The sequence below is a fragment of the Bradyrhizobium sp. HKCCYLS2038 genome (assembly GCF_051167655.1).
GTDB lineage: Bacteria > Pseudomonadota > Alphaproteobacteria > Rhizobiales > Xanthobacteraceae > Bradyrhizobium.
On the sequence record NZ_JBNPTM010000002.1, the window covers coordinates 536,336 to 555,505 of the forward strand.

The following is a 19,170-nucleotide window of genomic DNA, read 5'->3' on the forward strand; positions in this document are numbered from 1 at the left end:
GGCGTGTCGTGGCGTCGCGTACCATCACCGTCGCGGGGGCCGGGATCGGAGGGCTGACGGCAGCACTGGCGCTGGCAACCAAAGGGTTCCGCGTCGTCGTGCTGGAAAAGGCCGAGCGGCTCGAGGAAGTCGGCGCCGGTCTGCAGCTCTCCCCCAATGCCAGCCGCATTCTCAACGATCTCGGGCTCGGACCGCGGCTGACCGCGCGCGCCGTGGTGCCGGAGGCCATCAGCATCATGAGCGCGCGGGCCGGCGGCGAGATCGCCCGCCTGCCGCTCGGCGCCGCGGCAAGCGAAGCGGCTGGCGCACCGTATTGGGTGATCCATCGCGCCGACCTGCAGGCGGCGCTGGCGGCCGAAGCGATGGCGCATCCGGATGTCGAGTTGCGGCTCGGCTGCCAGTTCGAGGACGTCGCCGCGCATGCCAAGGGCCTCACCGTGGTACATCGGCGCGGCGACGAACGCCGCCAGGACGTGGTGCTGGCGCTGATCGGCGCCGACGGCGTCTGGTCCGCGGTCCGGCATCATCTGTTCCCGCAGGTGCGCGCCGAATTTTCCGGCCTGATTGCCTGGCGCGGCACCTTGGACGCGCGGCAATTGCCGCGCGAATACACCAGCGCCCGGGTTCAGCTCTGGATGGGAGCCAATGCGCATCTGGTGGCCTATCCGATCTCCGCGGGCCGCCAGGTCAACGTGGTGGCGGTGGTGCCGGGCACCTGGAATCGTCCCGGCTGGAGCACCGAGGGTGATCCGTCCGAGTTGAAGGCGGCGTTCGCCCCGCCGCACTGGCCGGCGACCGCGCGGCTGCTGCTCAATGCCGTCGACAGCTGGCGCAAATGGGCGCTGTTCGGCGTGCCGGAGGGCATCGAATGGACCGCGGGCAACATCGCGCTGCTCGGCGATGCCGCGCATGCGATGCTGCCGTTTGCCGCGCAGGGCGCCGGAATGGCGATCGAGGACGCCGCCGTGCTGGCGAAGACGCTGAGCGAGGCGCGGTCCGACGGTCCGGCCGCGATCGAGGGGGCGCTGAAGCGCTACGCCAAACTGCGCCGCCCCCGCGTCGGCCAGGTTCAGCGCACGGCGCGCAATCAAGGCCGCGTCTATCACATGGCCGGCCCGCTGGCGCTGGCGCGCGACGTCAGCATCAAGGCAATGGGGCCGCAGCGGCTGTCGGCGCGGCAGAGCTGGATCTACGATTGGCGGCTGTAGTACCCGGAATCAAAGACAAGTGACACGTCGTCATAAGCGACGAAGGTGACGTAAATTCGCGACTCACGTTCTAAGAAAAGCTTGTACTAGGCGCCGGTCGCGCGCCTCAATAAACCGAACCGTCGCGCGGCGAGGTCGACGCAGCGCCGGCGCGGCTGGAAGCCATCGGACGCGTGGCGCGCCCCGGCTTGGCCGGCTTGCCGCTCTTGGCCATGGCAGGCGCCGGCGGCGTCTCCTTGCAGTTGTTGCGGCGCCAGGCTTCCTCGGCGAACTGGGACTGGCCGCGCACGGCAATATAATCGTTGCGATAGGCGAGCTCGGCCACGACCGCGCCTCCGGCTCCGGTTTCGGCCTTGGCCATAAGGCCCTGCAGCTCGGCGGATTTTGCCGCAAGCGCCTTGCGCTCGTCTTCGAGTTGCTTGCACTCATAGAGTTCGTATTTGGCGGGGTCCGCGAAGGCGGTCGACATGTTGTCGCTCATGCCGGCGCAGCCGGACAACAGCGATCCCAGCGCGAGCAGTCCCGCAGCGAGCCCGAGGCGCAGATGAGCCGGGCGATGGCAGTCAGTCGTCATGCAGCCTCGATAAAGCAGCCGTCTTAAAACATCGTCTCGCCCGACGTCCGGGCCGATCCGCAGCGACACACCGACGGACCAGCCGCCGGCTCGCGACATCAGCCGCAGGTTTCGTTCATTCCGCGGCCGCTTGCAACGTTATGCAAAGCCGGAGCGAGACGTTTTCCTGTGATCTCTCCGCGCCTTGCGACAGCCGCCTCGTCCATCCCGCGAAACGGTCGAGATCGGCTCGAGCCAGCTCACGTACCATCTGAACCAGCTGGAGACGGCCGGATTGAGGCTTTACCAAGGCGGCCGCGTTGGCTTAAGCAAAGGGATGAGCTTCGGAGCACCGAACAGCCTCATTCCATGGGCACGAAGGCTGGGCTAGGTCTCTGATCCGAAAAGCGGACGTGGCGGAATCGGTAGACGCAAGGGACTTAAAATCCGTAAAATAGCACACGAAGAATGAAAAACGTGCTATAAAACAAAAAGTTACGTGAAATTGACGGAGTTCATTCTTTAGCACAGACTTAGCACAATTGCCTGCGGCAGCGACCGCGAAGCCGTCGGCCAACGAAAGACATGCGTCATGGGCGACGATGCACTGCAGAGGAGCGAAAAGCAGACAAACCACATCATCCTTGCTGGCAAAGTCCATCTGTACCGCCGCGGGAAGCGCGGCAAGTATCATTGCTCCGCAACGATTGAAGGGAAGCAATACAGGGCCGCCACAAACAAGGAGGACCTCCGGCAGGCCGAGAACGTGGCCGAGGAGTGGTATCTCAAGTTACGCGGGATGGTGGTGAGCGGTGACCTGGAAAAGGTCACCGCCAGAAAGAAAGAGAAGACGTTCCTGGCCGCCGCAGAGAAATTCCTGGAGGAGTTTCCTGTGCTGACGGAAGGTCAGCGCAACGAGATCTACATCAAGGGTCACGAGCGGCGCGTCCGCAAGTACCTCATTCCCTTCTTCGGCAAGAAGGGCCTTTCGGAAATCACCGGCGGTCTCGTGAACGAGTACCGTATGCACCGGATCGAACTGGCCAAGGCCAAGTGGGGAAAGCCCCCGGCCCGGACCACGATGCACCAGGAAATCGTCTGCCTGCGGCAAATCCTCAAGCTCGCCCTGCGCTACCAGTGGCTCACCGCCCTACCCGACCTGTCCGAGCCCTACCGCAAGAACGGCAAGATCTCGCACCGCGCCTGGTTCTCCCGCGAGGAGTACCGGAAACTCTACCTCGCGACCGGCAAGCGTGCCCGCAAGCCGCTTAACGAGCGCTACCGGTGGTGGGGCGAGCAACTCCATGATCTGATTCTGTTCATGAGCAACACCGGTCTACGGCCGGACGAGGCCCTTCGCCTGGAGTATCGGGACGTGACCGTCGCCTTCGATGAAGGCACCCAGGAGACCATCCTGGAAATCGAGGTGCGCGGAAAGCGCGGCTATGGTCCCTGCAAGAGCACCCAGAACGCCGTGCCGGTGTTCGAGCGGTTGAAGCGGCGCAATAAGCCCCAGCCTACCGACAAGATCTTCCCCAAGTCGCACCATGCGATGTTCAACGCGATCCTGACCGAGCTGGGGTTGAAGTTCGACCGCGAGGGCCGTCCGAGGACACTCTACAGCCTGCGGCACACCTATATCTGCTTCCGCCTGATGGAGGGGGCCGACATCTACATGCTGGCCAAGAACTGTCGGACCAGCGTCGAGATGATCGAAAAGTACTATGCCGCCCACCTCAAAGACGTGCTGGACGCCAGCGCCATCAACGTCCGCAAGAAGAAGCCGCCGAAGAAGGAAGTGGCGGAAATCCGCCGTGGAGAGCTCGCTACGCTTCGCTGAGCTGCCCAAAGCATGTGCGAAAACGGCTGTATTCTCTTGGCCTTATGCGTTTTGCGCCGTATAGATGGGCCTATGCGGGCGTGGCGAAACTGGTAGACGCATCGGACTTAAGCCATTGAGTGCCCCGGGGGAAACCCCGGGAGCAGAACTGCTCAAAGTCGGGGAACCCTTAACTGGCGATCCCGAGCCAAGCCCCCGCCAGGGGGAAGGTGTAGAGACTAGACGGGCAGCACCTAAAGCGAATCGCCAGGGTGAAGGGATAGTCCAGACCACAAACGCCGAGAGGCGGCGGCGAAAGCCGAAGTGGTACGAAAATCCGTAGGGCCTTAGGCCCGTGCCGGTTCGAGTCCGGCCGCCCGCACCAATAATTGATTCTCCGATCCGACTACGGTTGCGCACGTAGAATATGCAATTACTCCTTGTGTTCCCACGCTTCCCATGATTGCTTCTCCCATTGATCGGGATTCTAGATTGCTATGCTTATTGCCAATATTTCCAAGCTGAGAAATGCCGGTGTTTTGGCGGACCGAAACGCAAAATCTCCCAGCATCGATTTCAAGCGGTTCAATCTGATCTACGGGTTCAACGGATCTGGTAAGAGCACGCTTTCACGTTGCCTCGCTGCCATGCAGAGTGATCCGCCACGGGCGCGCCTACCCGCTGGTTGCGAATTCGAGTTTGTTACAAGCGAAGGAGCGACGGTGAAGGCGGGTGCGGGCAATAGCTTGAGCAATCGCCTTGCAGTCTTCAATGAAGATTTCATTGACCTGAATCTGCAATGGTCGGCTGGTCGGGCCAAACCCGTCTTCTACATTGGCCGAGAACAGGCCGAGTTGGCCGCCGAGCTTGCAAAGAAGGAGGCAGCGCTACCGGTTGCCAACGAACGCAAGATCGCCGCAGAAGCGCTCTTTCGCGCAAAGGAGCAACAGCTAGCAAACTTCAAGCGTACGCATGCTCGTACAGTCTCGGCAGAGCTGCGGCAGGGAAACCGCAAGTATGAGGCGCCACAGCTCACATCGGATTACGCCACTCTCGACCTTGGCCCTGGCGCGAGGCTAGATGATAACGCTTTGGCTGCCGAACGGGAGGTGTGCCGACTTGAAGAGGCGATGCCGTCATTGGAAGAGCTTAAGTTCGAGACTAGTGCTGCGGCCGACGCTCTGCAAAGCGCGGCGACCCTGCTCCGGCAAACACCGAGCCTAACCATCATCACTGAGCTCCAAAAGTACCCGGAGATGCTGCTCTGGGTGAAGGAAGGAAGTTCCTACCATCAAGAGCACGGCCTAGAAACGTGTCTCCTCTGCGGTGGAGAGCTATCGAATGAACGCAAGGGGCTGCTGGAACGCGCTCTAGATGAGGGCTTCCAGCAGTTTGTCGTTCAACTGGAAGAGGTGCGAGAGACGCTAGTCACAGAGCGCGAGCGCTACGTAAAGACCGTACTTGACCTTGCCCCATCAAAGGACGTCTCCGCAGACCTGCGCCACAAGTATGACGATGCCTTGACCAAGCTGAAGCAGAGCTTAACAGAAGCGGTCGAGACAGTTCTCAGCCCGGCGGTTGCCGCCATCGATGCAAAGTTGGCCCGACCGACAATTGCGCTACGGGAGGAACTGGCGTGGAACAACGACGAGATAATCCCCGCGGCGTTAGGCTTGGTAAACGCGTGGGTGGGCATGCTCAATGGGGCTATCAAACAACACAACGAGACCTTCGCACAATTCACCCAGCGGCAGGATGAAGCCCGTCTTGCTCTGAGGCGCCACCATTTGGCGGACAAATCCAAAGAGTTTGAGAACGCGTCCGACGCGGTGAGCGAAGCGAAAACGGACGTTGACGCAAAGACGCTTATTTATAATCAACTTCAAGAGCAAGCCACCGACTTGCGATCTCGAATCAAGGAGCACGGTCAGGCTGCGGAGAAAATCAATCGCTTGATCGAGAGCTACCTTGGCCACAAAGAACTTTCTATTGCTAGCGTAGAAAACGGCTATGAAATTCACCGTCGCGGGAGGCCGATAGACAGCACCCCCAGCGAAGGAGAGAAAACAGCGATCGCGCTCTGCTATTTCCTTTCCACGCTTGAGGCTGACGGGCGTTCGATCAAGGACCGTATAGTCGTCGTGGATGATCCGATTTCGAGCCTTGACAGCAGAGCCTTGAACTATGCTTGTTCGCTTCTTTTGAGTCGGCTTGCGAATGCAGCTCAGGTCTTCGTTTTGACGCACAACCAAAACTGCATGAACGAGTTCAAGAAAGCCTGGAAGGGTTTCCACAAACCGCGCAACGAAGCGACTCCGCCTACCGCAAGCCTTCTGTTCTTAGATGTTAAGATTCCGAAGGGGCTAGACGGACGCTCAACAGCTATTGTTGAGATGTCGAAGTTGCTCCGTGAGTATGATTCCGAATACCACTACCTGGTGGATCACGTGCTGAAGTTCAATGCCAGCGCAGATCCGGACTACGAATACGCCTACATGATGCCGAACGTGCTTAGGCGAGTGCTAGACGTTTTCTTAGCGTTCCGGTGCCCGGGAAGTGCCGGCTTCGCCTCGAAGATGATCCAGTTGCGAAAAGATCATGCCACACTCGACGGCGAGCGCGTAGCCGCGCTAGAGCGCCTCGTGCAGCTCGAATCGCACTCCGATAACATTGATGACCTAATCGGGTTTTCCTCAATGACGCTGGAGGAGAGTAAGGCCGCCACGGCGGCCTTGATCGCGATGATGGAGACCGTAGACCCTACACATCTCGCTGGGCTGCAACGACTATGCCGGTGATTCCTAGTCGAAGCGCTAAACTAGCGCGAAGAGGACAGCCATGCTAACGCTGTCCAGTTCGGAGGCAAGGACCTTGCTACTTAGCCGACAAACGCTGAAGATTCAGGACTAGAGAAGCGCGAGAACATGCCAGCCCCATCGATAGTCTCCGAGCTCGTTCAACGCTACAAGGACAATCGGTCTGATTACATTTCCGACAACTACAAAGAATTCAGGCTTCGCCGAGAGTTCATAGATCCTCTATTTGAAGCTTTGGGCTGGGACGTATCCAACAGGGCGGGCTACGCCGAGGCCTATAAAGATGTCATCCACGAGGACACTATAAAAATCGGCACGGCGAGCAAGGCGCCCGACTACGCTTTCCGGATCGGAGGCACACGCAAATTCTTCGTGGAGACAAAGGCACCTGGATTAAACCTAAAACAGAATGTCGAACCGCCCTATCAGCTGCGAAGGTACGGATGGAGCGCAAAACTCCCGCTTTCCGTACTGACCGATTTTGAGGAATTTGCGGTCTACGATTGCCGAGTTAGACCGACACCTTCGGACAAGGCGAGCGTAGCTCGAACAAATCTCATCCGCTTCGACGAATATGAAGACAGATGGTCCGAGATTGAAGGCATTTTCGGCCGCGAGGCCGTCCTTAAGGGATCGTTTGACCGCTATGCAGACGACACGACGCGAAAGCGTGGCACGGCTGAGGTGGATACGGCCTTTCTGCAAGAGATTGAGGAATGGCGCTCTATCCTCGCGAAAAACATAGCGCTGCGCAATCCAGGCCTAAGTGTCCGCGATCTTAATACAGCCGTTCAACGCACGATTGACCGCATCATCTTTCTGCGTATAGCCGAGGATCGGGGGATCGAGCCCTACGGTAGGTTGCGTGAACTCATCAAGGGGGCAGATGCCTATAAGCGACTTACCCAGCTCTTTCGCCAAGCTGACGACCGATACAACTCCGGCCTGTTCCACTTCAAAGCTGAGCCAGGAGCCACGGAACCGCTCGACAAATTCACGCTGGGTCTGAAGATTGAAGATAAGCCGCTGCGGCAAGTGTTTGCCAGCCTCTATTATCCAGAAAGTCCGTATGAGTTTTCCGTTTTACCAGCTGACATCCTCGGGCAGGTATACGAACAGTTTCTCGGTAAGGTCATACGGCTGCGCGGACGCTCTGCCGTTGTCGAGGAGAAGCCTGAGGTAAAGAAAGCGGGTGGCGTATTCTACACGCCGACCTTCGTCGTCAGGCATATCATCGACAAAGTTCTCGCACCTCTCCTGCAAGGAAAGAGCCCGTCAATGCTGATGGCGGGCGGCAAAACAGGCAAAAGCGATCGCCAGCTAAGAATACTTGACCCGGCTTGTGGCTCTGGGTCGTTTCTCATTGAAGTGTACCAGCATCTGCTCGACTGGCACCGCGATTGGTACGTGGCGAACGGAGCGGAAAAGCATGGCAAGGGGAAAAACGCGACTTTATACAAGGCTGACAACGGCGAATGGCGCCTTACGATAGCCGAAAAGCGACGGATTCTTCTGGCGCACATTTATGGTGTAGACATTGACCCTCAAGCGGTTGAGGTTACGAAACTCTCCTTGCTGCTGAAGGTTCTTGAGAACGAGAAGGCAGACGTCATTGCCGCGCAAATGAACTTCTTCCATTTGCGCGCCTTGCCGGATCTGGGCGGCAACATCAAATGCGGAAACAGCCTTGTCGAGCACGACTTTTTCACAGTGGCTCAAACCACGTTATTCGCTGAAGTTGACCCGGTTAAGACCAACGCATTCGACTGGAAGCGAGAACTGCCTTTCAAGTTTGATGCTGTCGTCGGAAATCCTCCTTACGGGGCCGACTATTCAGATGCAGAGAAGGAGTATTTTCAAGGCAAATTTGCTTACAGGAAGGGCAAACCTGAAACGTATCTATTCTTTATCGAGCAGGGCTTGAGTCTACTAAAGGCTGGCGGGGTTCTTGGCTACATTGTTCCGAATGCTTGGCTGACCAACTTCTATGGCCTTCAAATGAGGACTAAATTACTTGAGACCGCTTCAATACGCGAGATATCGGACTTAGAGCCTGTAAAAGTCTTCAAGAAAGCCACTGTCGATACCTGCATCGTGATCGTCCAAAATGTTGCCCCCAAGCGGGATAGCAAGACTGATATCAGCCGAGTCAGCTATGACCGCGTCATTTCGCACGAATTTTCGTTGAGTCAAAGTGCTTGGCTGGCTGATCCAGAGCGCATTTATAACGTGTACGCTGATGAGCGAGACTTAACCATCATGCTTGCGATGGAAAGCTCAAAGCAACGGCTTGAACAGGTGCTGGAGTTTTCGCAAGGAGTGATCCCCTATCTGACCAAGGCGGATGGGGAAAAGAACCTCTACATCGGGCCATCAAAAAAGACTCTAGACTGGAAGCCCCTCATCGAGTCCGCGTCGCAGGTGGCACCATACTTCGTTGCGCCAACCACCTCATACATCCACTATGGACGGTGGCTTAACCGAGCGCGTGAATCTAGATTTTTCGAACAGCCGAAGATTTTGTTCCACAGACTTAGAAAAAAGCTGCCACGTCAGCTCGTTGGAGCAATCGACGAAACCGGCCTAGTTAATCGCCATGCACTCTCAAACCTAGTTCTCCTTCCGGGACAGGATTCCGAGGTGTTGTGGGCTGTTCTCGCACTCTTCAATTCGGATATTGCAAATTGGTGGTTTGTCAAAAGGTATGGTCCTCTCATGGAGGTCGGCGGCTTCAAGGTTCAAACCATTCCTTTGCCGAGCAATTGGAGGGCGGCTTGGAAATCACTCGCTCGCGAAGCTCACAACGTCGCCGACGCAGCCACCAAGGCGAGGCTATCTCTGGACGAACACGTAAGCGAGGTACACAGTCGCTCCCTAGGAAACAGCAAGGCGCAGATCGAAAAGACAGTCGCGGAGGCGTATGGCCTCTCCCAGGACGATTTGACGCATATTGAGAGGTCCTACAAGGAATTGCTCGCACGAGCTAAGCGCCCGACCGATGAAGGTAAGGACGATGACGAAATTGAGCTGGAGGAAGCGTAGATCCAGTGTTCCAAAAGAATCAAAAACCGGGGTAGCTACCCTTAATTCTGGCAACGACATCGAAGTGGTGCCCATCACAGAAGTCGAGCCAGGCGTACCGATGCTGAAGAAGTATAAGATGGTGCCGGTCCTCTCCGCAATCCAAACGCCCGAATGTGTGCTCCCAGCTATCCAGGTGCATCGCGCTGCTTCTGGCGCCTATCGGTGCGCGGTTCACAATGGCTTTCGTAGATTCTATTGGTCGGTAGCGGCGGAAATATACGCACTTGGCCGTCCTGGTTTGCGAGCCTCTCGATACTTAGTCAGCAATACATTCCCAACCTAACCACAAAACTGATTCTGACGGGGTTCAATTACGTCTCACGCCTGCTCCCGTGTGGAGGCTGTATCCACTCCGCTGCCTACAGGACTGGGAATCTGGACCCGAAGCGCGTCAGCGCAAGGCATCCAACCGTATCCCGGAGGGTCCCTCGGTCGGAGCCTCCTTGCCCCGCCGCTCATCCTTCGTGTCTTCAGGAATTCCCGTCCGGCAGCGAATGGCGCAGCCGGTTAAACCAAACGGGAGTATCCAAGATGAAACGCAATCAGAAGAACCAGACGCCACACGGAGTTTATGTGGTCGAAGGCGAAGGCGACAACGCCTTCTGGACCAGGATCGGCGCAGCCTGGCTGCACCAGGCGAACTTGTCCGCAGCGACTTCGGCTGTAGCGCTCAGCCGCTGGTGCAGATAGTCCGTTCATGAGCGGTCCCACCAGCGGTCGGGGTCCGGGCATTGGCCCCAGGCCGATTTGTCGGACCAATGATGTCAGTCTTCCATTCAGTACGTGCGCGAAATCGCCTCTAAGGCACAGGAATTTGCGTCATCCACGGCTAAAACCTAGACTTGTGAGATTATGTGATAGAAACTGGTGGCCATTCAAGCACACGCGTTTCTCCAAGAAATCCGCAATCTCCTTATTGAAGCTGATGAAAGGGCTAATCGTGCAGCTCTCCGTAAGACCGCTTGGTACGCTCCTGGCTATGTTATTTGCGAGCTCTTGCCCTTGTTTCCCCACTTTTGCGCAGACCCCAGAAAGTGTTTTCAAGATAACTATTTGCAACAAGACGTCGGTAAAAACCCAAAGCATGTTCTTCCATCTTCAGGACCCACAGTCGAAGAATTGGATTCTGGACGGCTGGTACACCGTCGAGCCAAACAGCTGCAAAGAGTTCGGTGACTACCCGAGGGGTTATTTCTATATCTACACCGAGCAGGAAGGACGTAAACGCGTGTGGGACGGTAAAGCCCGCCGCCTGTGCGTTTCTCACCGTGCAACTTGGCGCAAGGTGCACGAAGGAGAGCAATGTCTCGTCGGCGAGGCAAATCGTGGCTTCTACGAAATCTTCGTCAACGTTGCATCCACGACGCTCAACTATACTTCCAAGGATCCGTAGTTAGTTGTTGCCTATGGACATCCAAGCCGGTCCCTGTCCAGCTCCGCGGAAGAAGCCGGAAAAATCTGGCACCGATGATGTCTCCGGAGCGCGATCTGCATTTGCAGTATACGTTCCATCCGAACAGCTGGCCTGTGCTCCGTTCTCATCCAGACAGGGCCGGCCAGGTCGAGAATTTAGCCCTTCGGGCGGACGTTGATAGGACGCCGTCGGGCAGGGTATATACGTGACGCTGTCGCCGCCGCCAATGCGACGAGAGCCATCAGGTTGCGTGGCCGACACACAATCGTTGTGTACCCCACCGGCCGGTCGTGGCGGATCGGGCCTGAATCCAGTACCAGCGAGCTTTAACGCTTCGTACGTCATTCCTAAACCTTGTGTGAATCCAACCTTCGTTGGAGCGGTTAGGTCGCCATATAGCTTGTATGCGTCCGATCCGAGGGTGAGAGGACCAGACTCGTAAGGATGCGACACATCCTTCGTGAACTTGCGCGCATCGTACATCGTCTTTGTAACTGCGCCCATTACAGACGCGGCAGGATTATTAAGCACTTTTCCTGCCAGAGCGAGCACGCCACCGGCAAGTCTACTTTCCTGCGATTGCGCTGTGCCATTAGATAGAAAAGCCAAAGATGCAACCAGCCGTATGATCTTTCTTTTCGTCATGCTCGCCTCTACGACTATTTCTTTATTATTGCGGGAACGGCAAATGCTATCGGGTGACCATAGAGTTTACAGGAGCCGGTATCCGTGAGCTGGACCGCAATCTGCACGTAAACGCGGGCAGCGGCTTCGTCGAGGAAGGTGTAAATCCTGTAGCCACTATCGCCATCCAATATCTGTGTCAGACTGAGCGAGCTAATCGTCTGTTCGCTTAGTATTTCCTTGCCGCGCCAGAGTTTCTGTTGGTCCGCGAGAAAGGCGTTTACATTTGAACTACAGTTATCTTTTGATCTTTGAATCGTAGACAGGAGGCTGTGCAAGAAAATAGCGAAGTTCGCGGAAATCTGGCCGTTTTCGGTGTGATTATCTTTACGCAGTTCTTGTACGCGCCCGCTGTTGCTTCGGAATTCTTCCGAGAGCAGGAGGAGGTATCGGCCGCCGAATCCGATTGAATTCTTCAGGGGATTGTCGTCGAACTTAAATTCGGGCTTCAGGGGGCCTAGAAGCTTCACGATACGGTCCAGCGAGTAGACGTCCACCGCCATTTGACCTTCCGGCGAAATCTCGACGTGCAAGAACAGCTGGGCCTGCGGATTGTACAGCAAATGCTCTCTTGCTGATATGAACTCAACGGCCGACAAGGCCACAAGCGCCTTTAGTCCGCTTAGCAGGATTTCGTTCGGGAGGGCGTCTGTTTCCCTGAATGAGGAGTTCGCCACAAGGTTCCTGAATTTTCCCAAGAAGCCTTCACCGTCCTGATCGCTTAGTGCGAGCGTGTGGACATAGGTCGCGGTTGCTCCATCCAGGTCACGCACCTGAAAAGCATTCAAAGGCACTTCCACCGTTTTGGGGTTTCCTGATGGGAGAGCGGTCGGAGCATCTGGTATGGTCGATATGGGTGTGAATTCACCGTTCTTGAATTCGAAGAAGTGATCGCCTTTAACGCCTTTTTCGTTGAGCTGGCCCGACAACACCAGCAACCGACTTCCCAAGCGGAATTCCACTGGCTTGTATCTCGGGTCCAGTTCTCCCCAACAGCAGGTGGTCGCTGGCAGGAATGTAACCTGACCGGAAAGCCGGTCGACGGCGGCGCCCATGAGGCACGTATCACCGCATCCCCAAGTCGTCAGAACATAGTGCCCGGCGAAATTAGCCTGTTGCCGTCCCGCTTCACGCAGCCGCGTGCGAAAGGCAACCTTCTCCGGTGTGTTGAGGACCACAGTCACTGCCTTGCCGCGGAATACTTCGTTCGTCAGGTATTGCTTGAATTGGGGGACGGCCGCAGATCCCTGCGCCATTGCAGTAGCAGCGCTAATTATCCATGAGAGGACAACCACAAAAGTCATCAACTCGCGAAGACGGAAAGATGTCAGTTTGTTGAATGGCTGCTGCATTGAGAACAGTATCCATCAAGTTAAGTAAAAACGCTTTCAGCACGAATACTTCATCATGGCGTTGCGGTGTAGAAATGCAACAGGCTTGTTTCAGAGGTGCCTAACCGCGTTAACCGGGTCGGTGGGAGCCGTATCGGCGACATCGGGGGTCGAGTGGCGGTTTTCGTATGAGCATCCTTGAGCAGTACCAGTTTCACACCCTCAGCCATTCGTTCGCAGATCGTCATCGAGCCGAGCCAGTCCGTCAAGGCCCGTCGTCTGCATCACGTGATGTAGGCGCCGCATCGCTGCGGGCTCTGTCCGGGCCCGTTTTGAGTCGGAGTGCTTGCCCCCCTTCGTTTCTCTTTCAAAAAAAGCATTTGGCGCGGTCCTATTGGGTCTCACGGCATACTCCCGTGGTGCGTCTATCTCCAATGCACGGCCAGTAGGACGGGGAAACTGGACCCGAGGCGCAGTCGCGCAAGGCATCCAACCGTATCCCTGAAGGGAGCCCTCGGCCGGACCCTCCGTTGCCCGCCAGCTATCTCCTCGTGCCCTTGAGATTTCCCGTCCGGCCGCGATTGGCGCAGCCGGTTAAACCAAACGGGAGTATCCAAGATGAAACGCAATCAGAAGAACCAGACGCCACACGGAGTTTATGTGGTCGAAGGCGAAGGCGACAACGCCTTCTGGACCAAGATCGGAGCAGCCTGGGCGCACCAGGACGGCAAAGGCTTCAACATCCAGCTGAGCAGCCTGCCCCTGAATGGCCGCCTCGTCATTCGCGAGCCCAAGGCCGACGCGGAGGCGGGGCGATGAGCCCCGCCGCCACGCGGCGGTACACCGTCCAGTTCGAGGACTGGACGGTTTACGAAGCGACGGTGTTCGCCAGCACGGCAACTGAGGCCATCGCGAAGGCCAAAGCCATTTACAGCCTCAATGGATTGGCTGAGTTCTCGACGGTTGAACGCGGCGACGCACTCTGGCGTGCACGATGCCTTGACGAGGAGGTGCCGTCATGAGCGCCCTCCTCACCAATACGGTCGTCCACGGCGACTGTATCGACGTGATGGCCGGGATGGAGTCCGCTTCGGTGGATTTCATCCTCACCGACCCGCCCTACCTGTGCCGTTACCGGTCCCGCGATGGGCAGACCATCGTCAACGATGATCGGGATGATTGGCTGGCGCCCGCGTTTGCCGAGATGTACCGGCTGATGAAGCCCGGCACGTTCTGCGTAAGCTTCTACGGCTGGCACGCGGTCGACGCGTTCATGGCCGCCTGGAAGGCGGCGGGCTTCCGAGTGGTGGGCCACCTGGTCTTTCCCAAGCAATATGCGTCGTCGTCCCGGTTCATGCTGAGCAAGCATGAGCAGGCCTATTTGCTTGCCAAGGGCCACCCGGCGAGACCGATGCCCCCCATCGCAGACGTTCGGAATTGGGCCTATACCGGCAATCGTCTGCATCCGACGCAGAAATCTATCGATGTCTTGCGTCCGCTCATTGAAGCGTTCTGTCCTCATGGCGGGACTGTACTTGACCCGTTCTGCGGGTCCGGGTCGACCCTTGTCGCAGCCCGTTCTGCCGGGCGCGGGGCGCTCGGCATCGAGGTAGACATTAGACACTGCCAAACCGCCGACCTGCGACTGAATATGCCGCTTGCAGAAGCTTGATTATTCGCGGGCTATTGCCGCGAGTCCCCGGCCTACCGCCGCAGGCGGTAGGCCGCTTTTTTGCCCATTGCAGCGCTTGACGGTAGTCTCGGTGCCTTGGAAACTGGGGCGAGAGCTGGTGGGGGGCACCGCAATGAGTACTTTCCTATCGTATCTATCCGGGGGTTTGTCCAAACACGAGGAGCGGGCCCTCGAAGTGGCCAGGCGGAACGCGCTGGAAGGCTGGGTGACCAGGAAGCCGTTTCCCGGAGAGCCTCAGGGGCGACTGCTTTCTGACATTGCTGGAATTCCCCAGGGGCTCATAGCCGACTTGGAATCGACGAACCCCGCGCGACAGCGAGCGGCACTCAACAACCGAGCGTTCCAGGCCTATCTGATTACCGAGGGACGGAGGTATGCTCGCCTTAGAACCATGCATTACTTCCGTACGAAATTCAGTGCGGACGAAAGCCTGACGTTCAGAAAGGTTGTCGCTGCGATCGATAGTGATCGGGAGCAATGGTCAAGGACGGGATTTGTCGACGATACGAAGGAAGGCAACGCGCTGCGGATCGAACTTCTGCCAGGCGTGGACGACGACACAACACGTCTTTGGCTGGCAAAATTTTGCAGGCTCTTCCTGTTAGCACTGGGGCGCCACTTGGCGACATACGACCCGGTGGATCTCGGCGACGATGGATTTCGGGAAAAACTGCTAAAGACCCTTGTCGATTACTGTTCCGGGCTTTCAGATGCCAGTCTTGCGCAGGCGTCCGAAAACATGGGGCGCATTGTAAATTGCAGGCATCCCCCTTCGGTTTGCCACTACGTTGACATCCTCCACCGTCCGGTCTGGAAGAAGAATGCGCTAGCGGCGCAGCAGAAAACTAAAGATCAGGTTGCACAGCAGGCCGCGGAGGCGGCAGAGAAGGAACGCGTCGCCGCGGCCGAGGAGGCACGACGAGCAGAGATCCAGCATCAGCTAGCTACAGAGCAATGCAAGTTTCACGTTAAAGACGGATGTCTTTACATAGGCCCTAGCCCCTTTGAGCCCATGGAAGACCTGGACGGGTTCAAACGTTTACTCGCAAGCATGCAGGCTGCATTTGCCGAGGCTCGAAGCGTTCGCATGCACCATGATCAGGTCAAGGATGGTTTTCGTGGAGAAAGATCCATCGCATCCATGAGCGCAAAGCAACTTGCTTGCATAAAGATGGAGTTATGGAGAAGCCGTTCGGGTGATTATGCGAAATACTCTCATTCATCGTATCCGGAAAATTGTATGTTCGCGCTATTGAACTGTGACGCCGGTAAGGAGTTCGCCGACGAGACCTCTTTCACTCTCTTCCCGTTGGCTACCGCGGGTTTGGACACGAAACTGGAGAGGTACTGGTTGGACAAGCTCGACTTCCTCCAAACGTACATTGATGAAGAGAGCTTTCTCGGCGAACTGGCGAGATGGTTCGTCGAAGACCGAGACGACGAGAATGGCTGGGCGACGTCACGTTAACTTTCGGATTCGGTGTCCGAGCTTTGGCGCTCTTCCTTGAGGCGCCCTTTAAGTTGCGGATCTTCATAGGCCTTCACGGCCTGCAGGCGCGCCGGACGACGCCCGCCTTCCAGGACAATGACTCTGTCCACGTATTCCGGCCCCATGAGTTGTTGTGCCGTAGCCAGCGGCTTCATTGTGCCGCTAAGCAGGTCGCGTCTGCTTCCGAGCTCCTTTGACAGTTCCTGCGCAGTCGTAGCGGTTGGCTCCATGTAACAACGCGCAGCCATCAACTCCAGAATCCGCTCCGCATCCCCGTAGGCCTTCTGCAATTGTGATGTCCCCTGCGCAAAGAGCCACAGGCGCAATCCGGATTGCCGCCCGAGCGCAAGCATCTGCTCAATCTCTTGCATGTAGCCGAGCTGCGGGAATTCATCGAGGAAGAACGTAACGGGTGCGAGATCCCACTGATCCCGCGCATCGCGGATCGCATAGAAGATCTGACCGAGGAGCGTGCGGATCAGCGGCCGGTACATCAACAATTCTTCGGGGGTGACACAAAGATAGAGAGTGCCATTCTTGCGCCGCAGGTCTTCGAAGTTGATGGTCGTCTCCGCTACGACCGGCTCCAATTGCGGGGATCCCCACACATCGACGTGCCGAAGCACAGTCTCGTAGAGGTTGGACCGGGTCTCCTCGTCCGCACTTTCAAGTTGGTTGCCAATGCGCACCAGGCTTCTTACCCCACAACTCTGAAGAAATTTAATTTGGAGCTTGAGTTGCGTCGGAGATGGCGAGAACCAATCCACGACGGCCGACATATCTCGGCGGCCCTGATCCCCATACCCATGCAGACAGATGTCATAGAGTGCGCCCTGGAGGAGCTGGGCCGCCCGCCCCTCCCAAAAGCCTTTTGCCGACTGGGAGTCAGTCGGCACCATGAGTAGCGGCAAAAGGCGCCCGATAGCCGTGTACGCGGCTATGGGGTCATTCGGTACGGCATCGAGTGGATTGAAATTCGCGGTATTGGCTGCGTCACCGGGCATGAAGACCTGTACCGGACCGACGTTCTGGTCGCGCCACTCCCTGGTAAGGTCAGCTATCTCCGGCTTCACGTCCAGGACGATGGCGGGCGCTTCCAGGTACAGGAGATTGCGGACCACATGGGCTTGGGTCTTTCCGCGCCCCGGCCGTGCAATGGTGATGAGGCTCTCAGCACCGTCGAAGATGTATTCCTGACCAGTCTCCTTGAACACGCCGAGTGTCAAAGGCGCCTTGCCCACCATTTTATCAGCCCCTGAATATGCACTGCCAGCATGGCTTACCCGGTCCCCCAAGACCCCGAGCGGCCAGCTTCCCAATGTTTGCACCCTATCCGGCCTCTGTACGTGACGCCATCGCGCGATCGTGTCCCCGGCGAGGAGCGTGGCAGCGCCGTGTGGCGGTCTGGGCAGGCCATGGTGTGGCCGGGGCATCGGCGAAAATGTCGCGGTCCGTGGAGCTTCGGGGCGCTTGCCATCCGAATCACCGAGGCTAAAATTTCGGTAGTGCGCACTTATGGGTTTCCGTTGGAAACCCGGCGCACTCACTGAGGTGCACGTGGCGATATACAGCCTGCATCACAGCTCGATAGGCAAGTCCACGCAGGACGAGCCATACACCGCCGCTGCTCACATCCGCTACATTACCCGGACCCGCGCCTTGGGCCGCATCGACGGTGCACGGATGCCGACTCAGGCCGATGAGGCCATAGGGTATCTGCGTAAAGCCGAGGACACCAGCCGTAAGAACGCCCGCGTCATCGACAAGGTGATGTTGGCGTTGCCAAAGGAGTTGAATGCCGAGCAGCGGGTGGCGTTGGTCCGCTCATTCGCCGAGGACATGACCGAGGGACGGGCTCCCTGGCTGGCTGCCTTCCATGACAAGGGGAAGGACGCAAAGAACCCCCACTGCCATCTCGTCATCCGAGATCGGTGCCCGAAGACCAATAAGCGGGTCATTGGCATGAGCGAGGTGGGCTCGACTGAGCGGCTCCGAAAGGCTTGGGAGAAGCACGCCAACTTGGCGCTGGAAGCTGCAGGGTTTGATGCGCGGGTTGATAGGCGGACGCTCGAAGCCCAGGGTATCAAGCGCAAGCCGACCATTCATGAGGGGGTGCGGGCCCGGCGCATGAGCCGCGAGGGCCGAACGCCGCATTCGCGGCGACGGTCCTACCGCAACCGGCCGAGGTCGCGCAGCAAGAGCCGCGTCGTGGACTACCGCAAGCTCGACAAGGGTATGAGCCGGACCGCCTACAATCGGCGGCTTCAATTGGCGCATGAGACCGAAGAGGCGCGCTGGGCTGCCATCGACGCGGACCGGCAAGCGCGAGAGATCGAGGTTCTGCGGGGGATTCATCGGCCCGACCTGGATGATGGCAAAGCGCGCGGGTTCAAGCGCAAGATCGAATGAGCTTGGCTGTTGAAGAGCATCGTCGTACGATTCAGGTGTGCAAGACGCCGAAGACCGCTTTCAATTTACGCGTAAGCAAGACCTGCTACGCTTGCGCGGTCATCTCGATAAACTTCGTCACATAGAAGTTGAGATTTCTGACATGGAGCAAGTGTTGGAAGACCCCGACTTCGCAGAACACCATCATCATGCGCAAAGGCGATTGGGCCTCGCACGCAAGGCCCTCGAAACATTTCAGCAGTTGGTGGCCGTTGAGATGGAGATCTTGGGACTTCACGACGACAGGAAAGAACTAGAAAGACAGCTCGCCGCTCTAGAAGACTAATTACGGAGACTTCGATGGATAAGCAGGAAGCCGTTGACCATTTGAGCCAAACCGATCGTGAGTTGCGAGACGTATGTTTCGAGCTAAAGGATGCGGAGCAAAGGAAGAAAGGTTTTCTCACGCGGCTACGCCAAATTGACGCAACAGCTCCACCTGCTGAAATAGAACGCCTCCGTTACCTCGTCGGCCAGTGCGATCTGAAGATGGATATTGCGCAGAGACGAAAAGATTACCTGATGCGGCGGGGCGAAAGCGAATTCAAGAACATCGAATCTGAACAGGATTTGCGGCCGTGGCTAAAGCCTAAGAAGCCCAAAATGTAGATAAGGCCAGCCTTCGGTGATG

16 protein-coding genes are annotated in these 19,170 nt (G+C 57.4%); 13 read left to right on the forward strand and 3 right to left on the reverse strand.

Annotated features, from left to right (window positions below; translation table 11 throughout):
• Window positions 1-8 precede the first annotated feature (8 nt).
• A complete protein-coding gene (locus ACQR1I_RS11635) occupies window positions 9-1,208 on the forward strand; it encodes an FAD-dependent monooxygenase (protein WP_434864728.1) in 1,200 nt (399 codons plus the stop codon).
• Window positions 1,209-1,314: 106 nt separating this feature from the next.
• On the opposite strand, the gene ACQR1I_RS11640 is transcribed toward ACQR1I_RS11635, so the two are convergent.
• The gene (locus ACQR1I_RS11640) at window positions 1,315-1,782 is read right to left on the reverse strand and encodes a hypothetical protein (protein ID WP_434864729.1); all 468 of its coding nucleotides are present in this window, start codon (window positions 1,780-1,782) and stop codon (window positions 1,315-1,317) included.
• 571 nt (window positions 1,783-2,353) lie between these two features.
• On the opposite strand from ACQR1I_RS11640, the gene ACQR1I_RS11645 reads away from it, so the two are divergent.
• The 5 genes from ACQR1I_RS11645 to ACQR1I_RS11665 all read left to right on the forward strand — a co-directional run bounded on the left by ACQR1I_RS11645 (window position 2,354) and on the right by ACQR1I_RS11665 (window position 10,873).
• Window positions 2,354-3,601, forward strand: coding sequence for a tyrosine-type recombinase/integrase (locus tag ACQR1I_RS11645; RefSeq protein ID WP_434864730.1), 1,248 nt, complete (start codon window positions 2,354-2,356; stop codon window positions 3,599-3,601).
• Between the two features lie 476 nt (window positions 3,602-4,077).
• The gene (locus ACQR1I_RS11650) at window positions 4,078-6,378 is read left to right on the forward strand and encodes an AAA family ATPase (RefSeq protein WP_434864731.1); all 2,301 of its coding nucleotides are present in this window, start codon (window positions 4,078-4,080) and stop codon (window positions 6,376-6,378) included.
• 126 nt (window positions 6,379-6,504) lie between these two features.
• Complete coding sequence (locus ACQR1I_RS11655) at window positions 6,505-9,438, forward strand: Eco57I restriction-modification methylase domain-containing protein (RefSeq protein ID WP_434864732.1); 2,934 nt, start codon at window positions 6,505-6,507, stop codon at window positions 9,436-9,438.
• A 573-nt stretch (window positions 9,439-10,011) separates the two neighbouring features.
• On the forward strand, window positions 10,012-10,170 hold the full coding sequence (locus tag ACQR1I_RS11660; RefSeq protein WP_434864733.1) for a hypothetical protein: 159 nt from the start codon (window positions 10,012-10,014) through the stop codon (window positions 10,168-10,170).
• Window positions 10,171-10,459: 289 nt separating this feature from the next.
• On the forward strand, window positions 10,460-10,873 hold the full coding sequence (locus ACQR1I_RS11665; RefSeq protein WP_434865126.1) for a DUF1036 domain-containing protein: 414 nt from the start codon (window positions 10,460-10,462) through the stop codon (window positions 10,871-10,873).
• A 680-nt stretch (window positions 10,874-11,553) separates the two neighbouring features.
• On the opposite strand, the gene ACQR1I_RS11670 is transcribed toward ACQR1I_RS11665, so the two are convergent.
• Complete coding sequence (locus ACQR1I_RS11670; RefSeq protein WP_434864734.1) at window positions 11,554-12,930, reverse strand: hypothetical protein; 1,377 nt, start codon at window positions 12,928-12,930, stop codon at window positions 11,554-11,556.
• A gap of 597 nt (window positions 12,931-13,527) precedes the next feature.
• On the opposite strand from ACQR1I_RS11670, the gene ACQR1I_RS11675 reads away from it, so the two are divergent.
• The 4 genes from ACQR1I_RS11675 (at window position 13,528) to ACQR1I_RS11690 (ending at window position 16,070) form a co-directional block, all read left to right on the forward strand.
• A complete protein-coding gene (locus tag ACQR1I_RS11675) occupies window positions 13,528-13,728 on the forward strand; it encodes a hypothetical protein (protein WP_434864735.1) in 201 nt (66 codons plus the stop codon).
• Window positions 13,725-13,931 (forward strand): hypothetical protein, encoded by a 207-nt coding sequence (locus tag ACQR1I_RS11680; protein ID WP_434864736.1) that lies wholly within the window; start codon window positions 13,725-13,727, stop codon window positions 13,929-13,931. The genes ACQR1I_RS11675 and ACQR1I_RS11680 overlap by 4 nt, the downstream gene beginning before the upstream one ends.
• Window positions 13,928-14,581 (forward strand): DNA methyltransferase, encoded by a 654-nt coding sequence (locus ACQR1I_RS11685; protein WP_434864737.1) that lies wholly within the window; start codon window positions 13,928-13,930, stop codon window positions 14,579-14,581. Before ACQR1I_RS11680 ends, ACQR1I_RS11685 begins: the two co-directional genes overlap by 4 nt.
• A gap of 226 nt (window positions 14,582-14,807) precedes the next feature.
• Entirely contained in the window at window positions 14,808-16,070 is a 1,263-nt protein-coding gene (locus ACQR1I_RS11690) for a hypothetical protein (RefSeq protein ID WP_434864738.1), read from the forward strand.
• Here ACQR1I_RS11690 and ACQR1I_RS11695 read toward each other — a convergent pair.
• Complete coding sequence (locus ACQR1I_RS11695) at window positions 16,067-17,335, reverse strand: type IV secretory system conjugative DNA transfer family protein (RefSeq protein ID WP_434864739.1); 1,269 nt, start codon at window positions 17,333-17,335, stop codon at window positions 16,067-16,069. The two genes, ACQR1I_RS11690 and ACQR1I_RS11695, sit on opposite strands and share 4 nt — an antisense overlap.
• Window positions 17,336-17,648: 313 nt before the next feature.
• Here ACQR1I_RS11695 and ACQR1I_RS11700 point away from each other — a divergent pair, with 313 nt between their 5' ends.
• The 3 genes from ACQR1I_RS11700 to ACQR1I_RS11710 are packed head-to-tail and all read left to right on the forward strand — an operon-like array spanning window position 17,649 to window position 19,148.
• Window positions 17,649-18,500 carry a MobA/MobL family protein gene (locus ACQR1I_RS11700; RefSeq protein ID WP_434864740.1) on the forward strand — a complete coding sequence of 284 codons (852 nt, stop codon included), beginning with the start codon at window positions 17,649-17,651 and terminating at the stop codon, window positions 18,498-18,500.
• A 37-nt stretch (window positions 18,501-18,537) separates the two neighbouring features.
• The gene (locus tag ACQR1I_RS11705) at window positions 18,538-18,825 is read left to right on the forward strand and encodes a hypothetical protein (RefSeq protein WP_434864741.1); all 288 of its coding nucleotides are present in this window, start codon (window positions 18,538-18,540) and stop codon (window positions 18,823-18,825) included.
• A gap of 14 nt (window positions 18,826-18,839) precedes the next feature.
• A complete protein-coding gene (locus tag ACQR1I_RS11710; protein WP_434864742.1) occupies window positions 18,840-19,148 on the forward strand; it encodes a hypothetical protein in 309 nt (102 codons plus the stop codon).
• Window positions 19,149-19,170 lie beyond the last annotated feature (22 nt).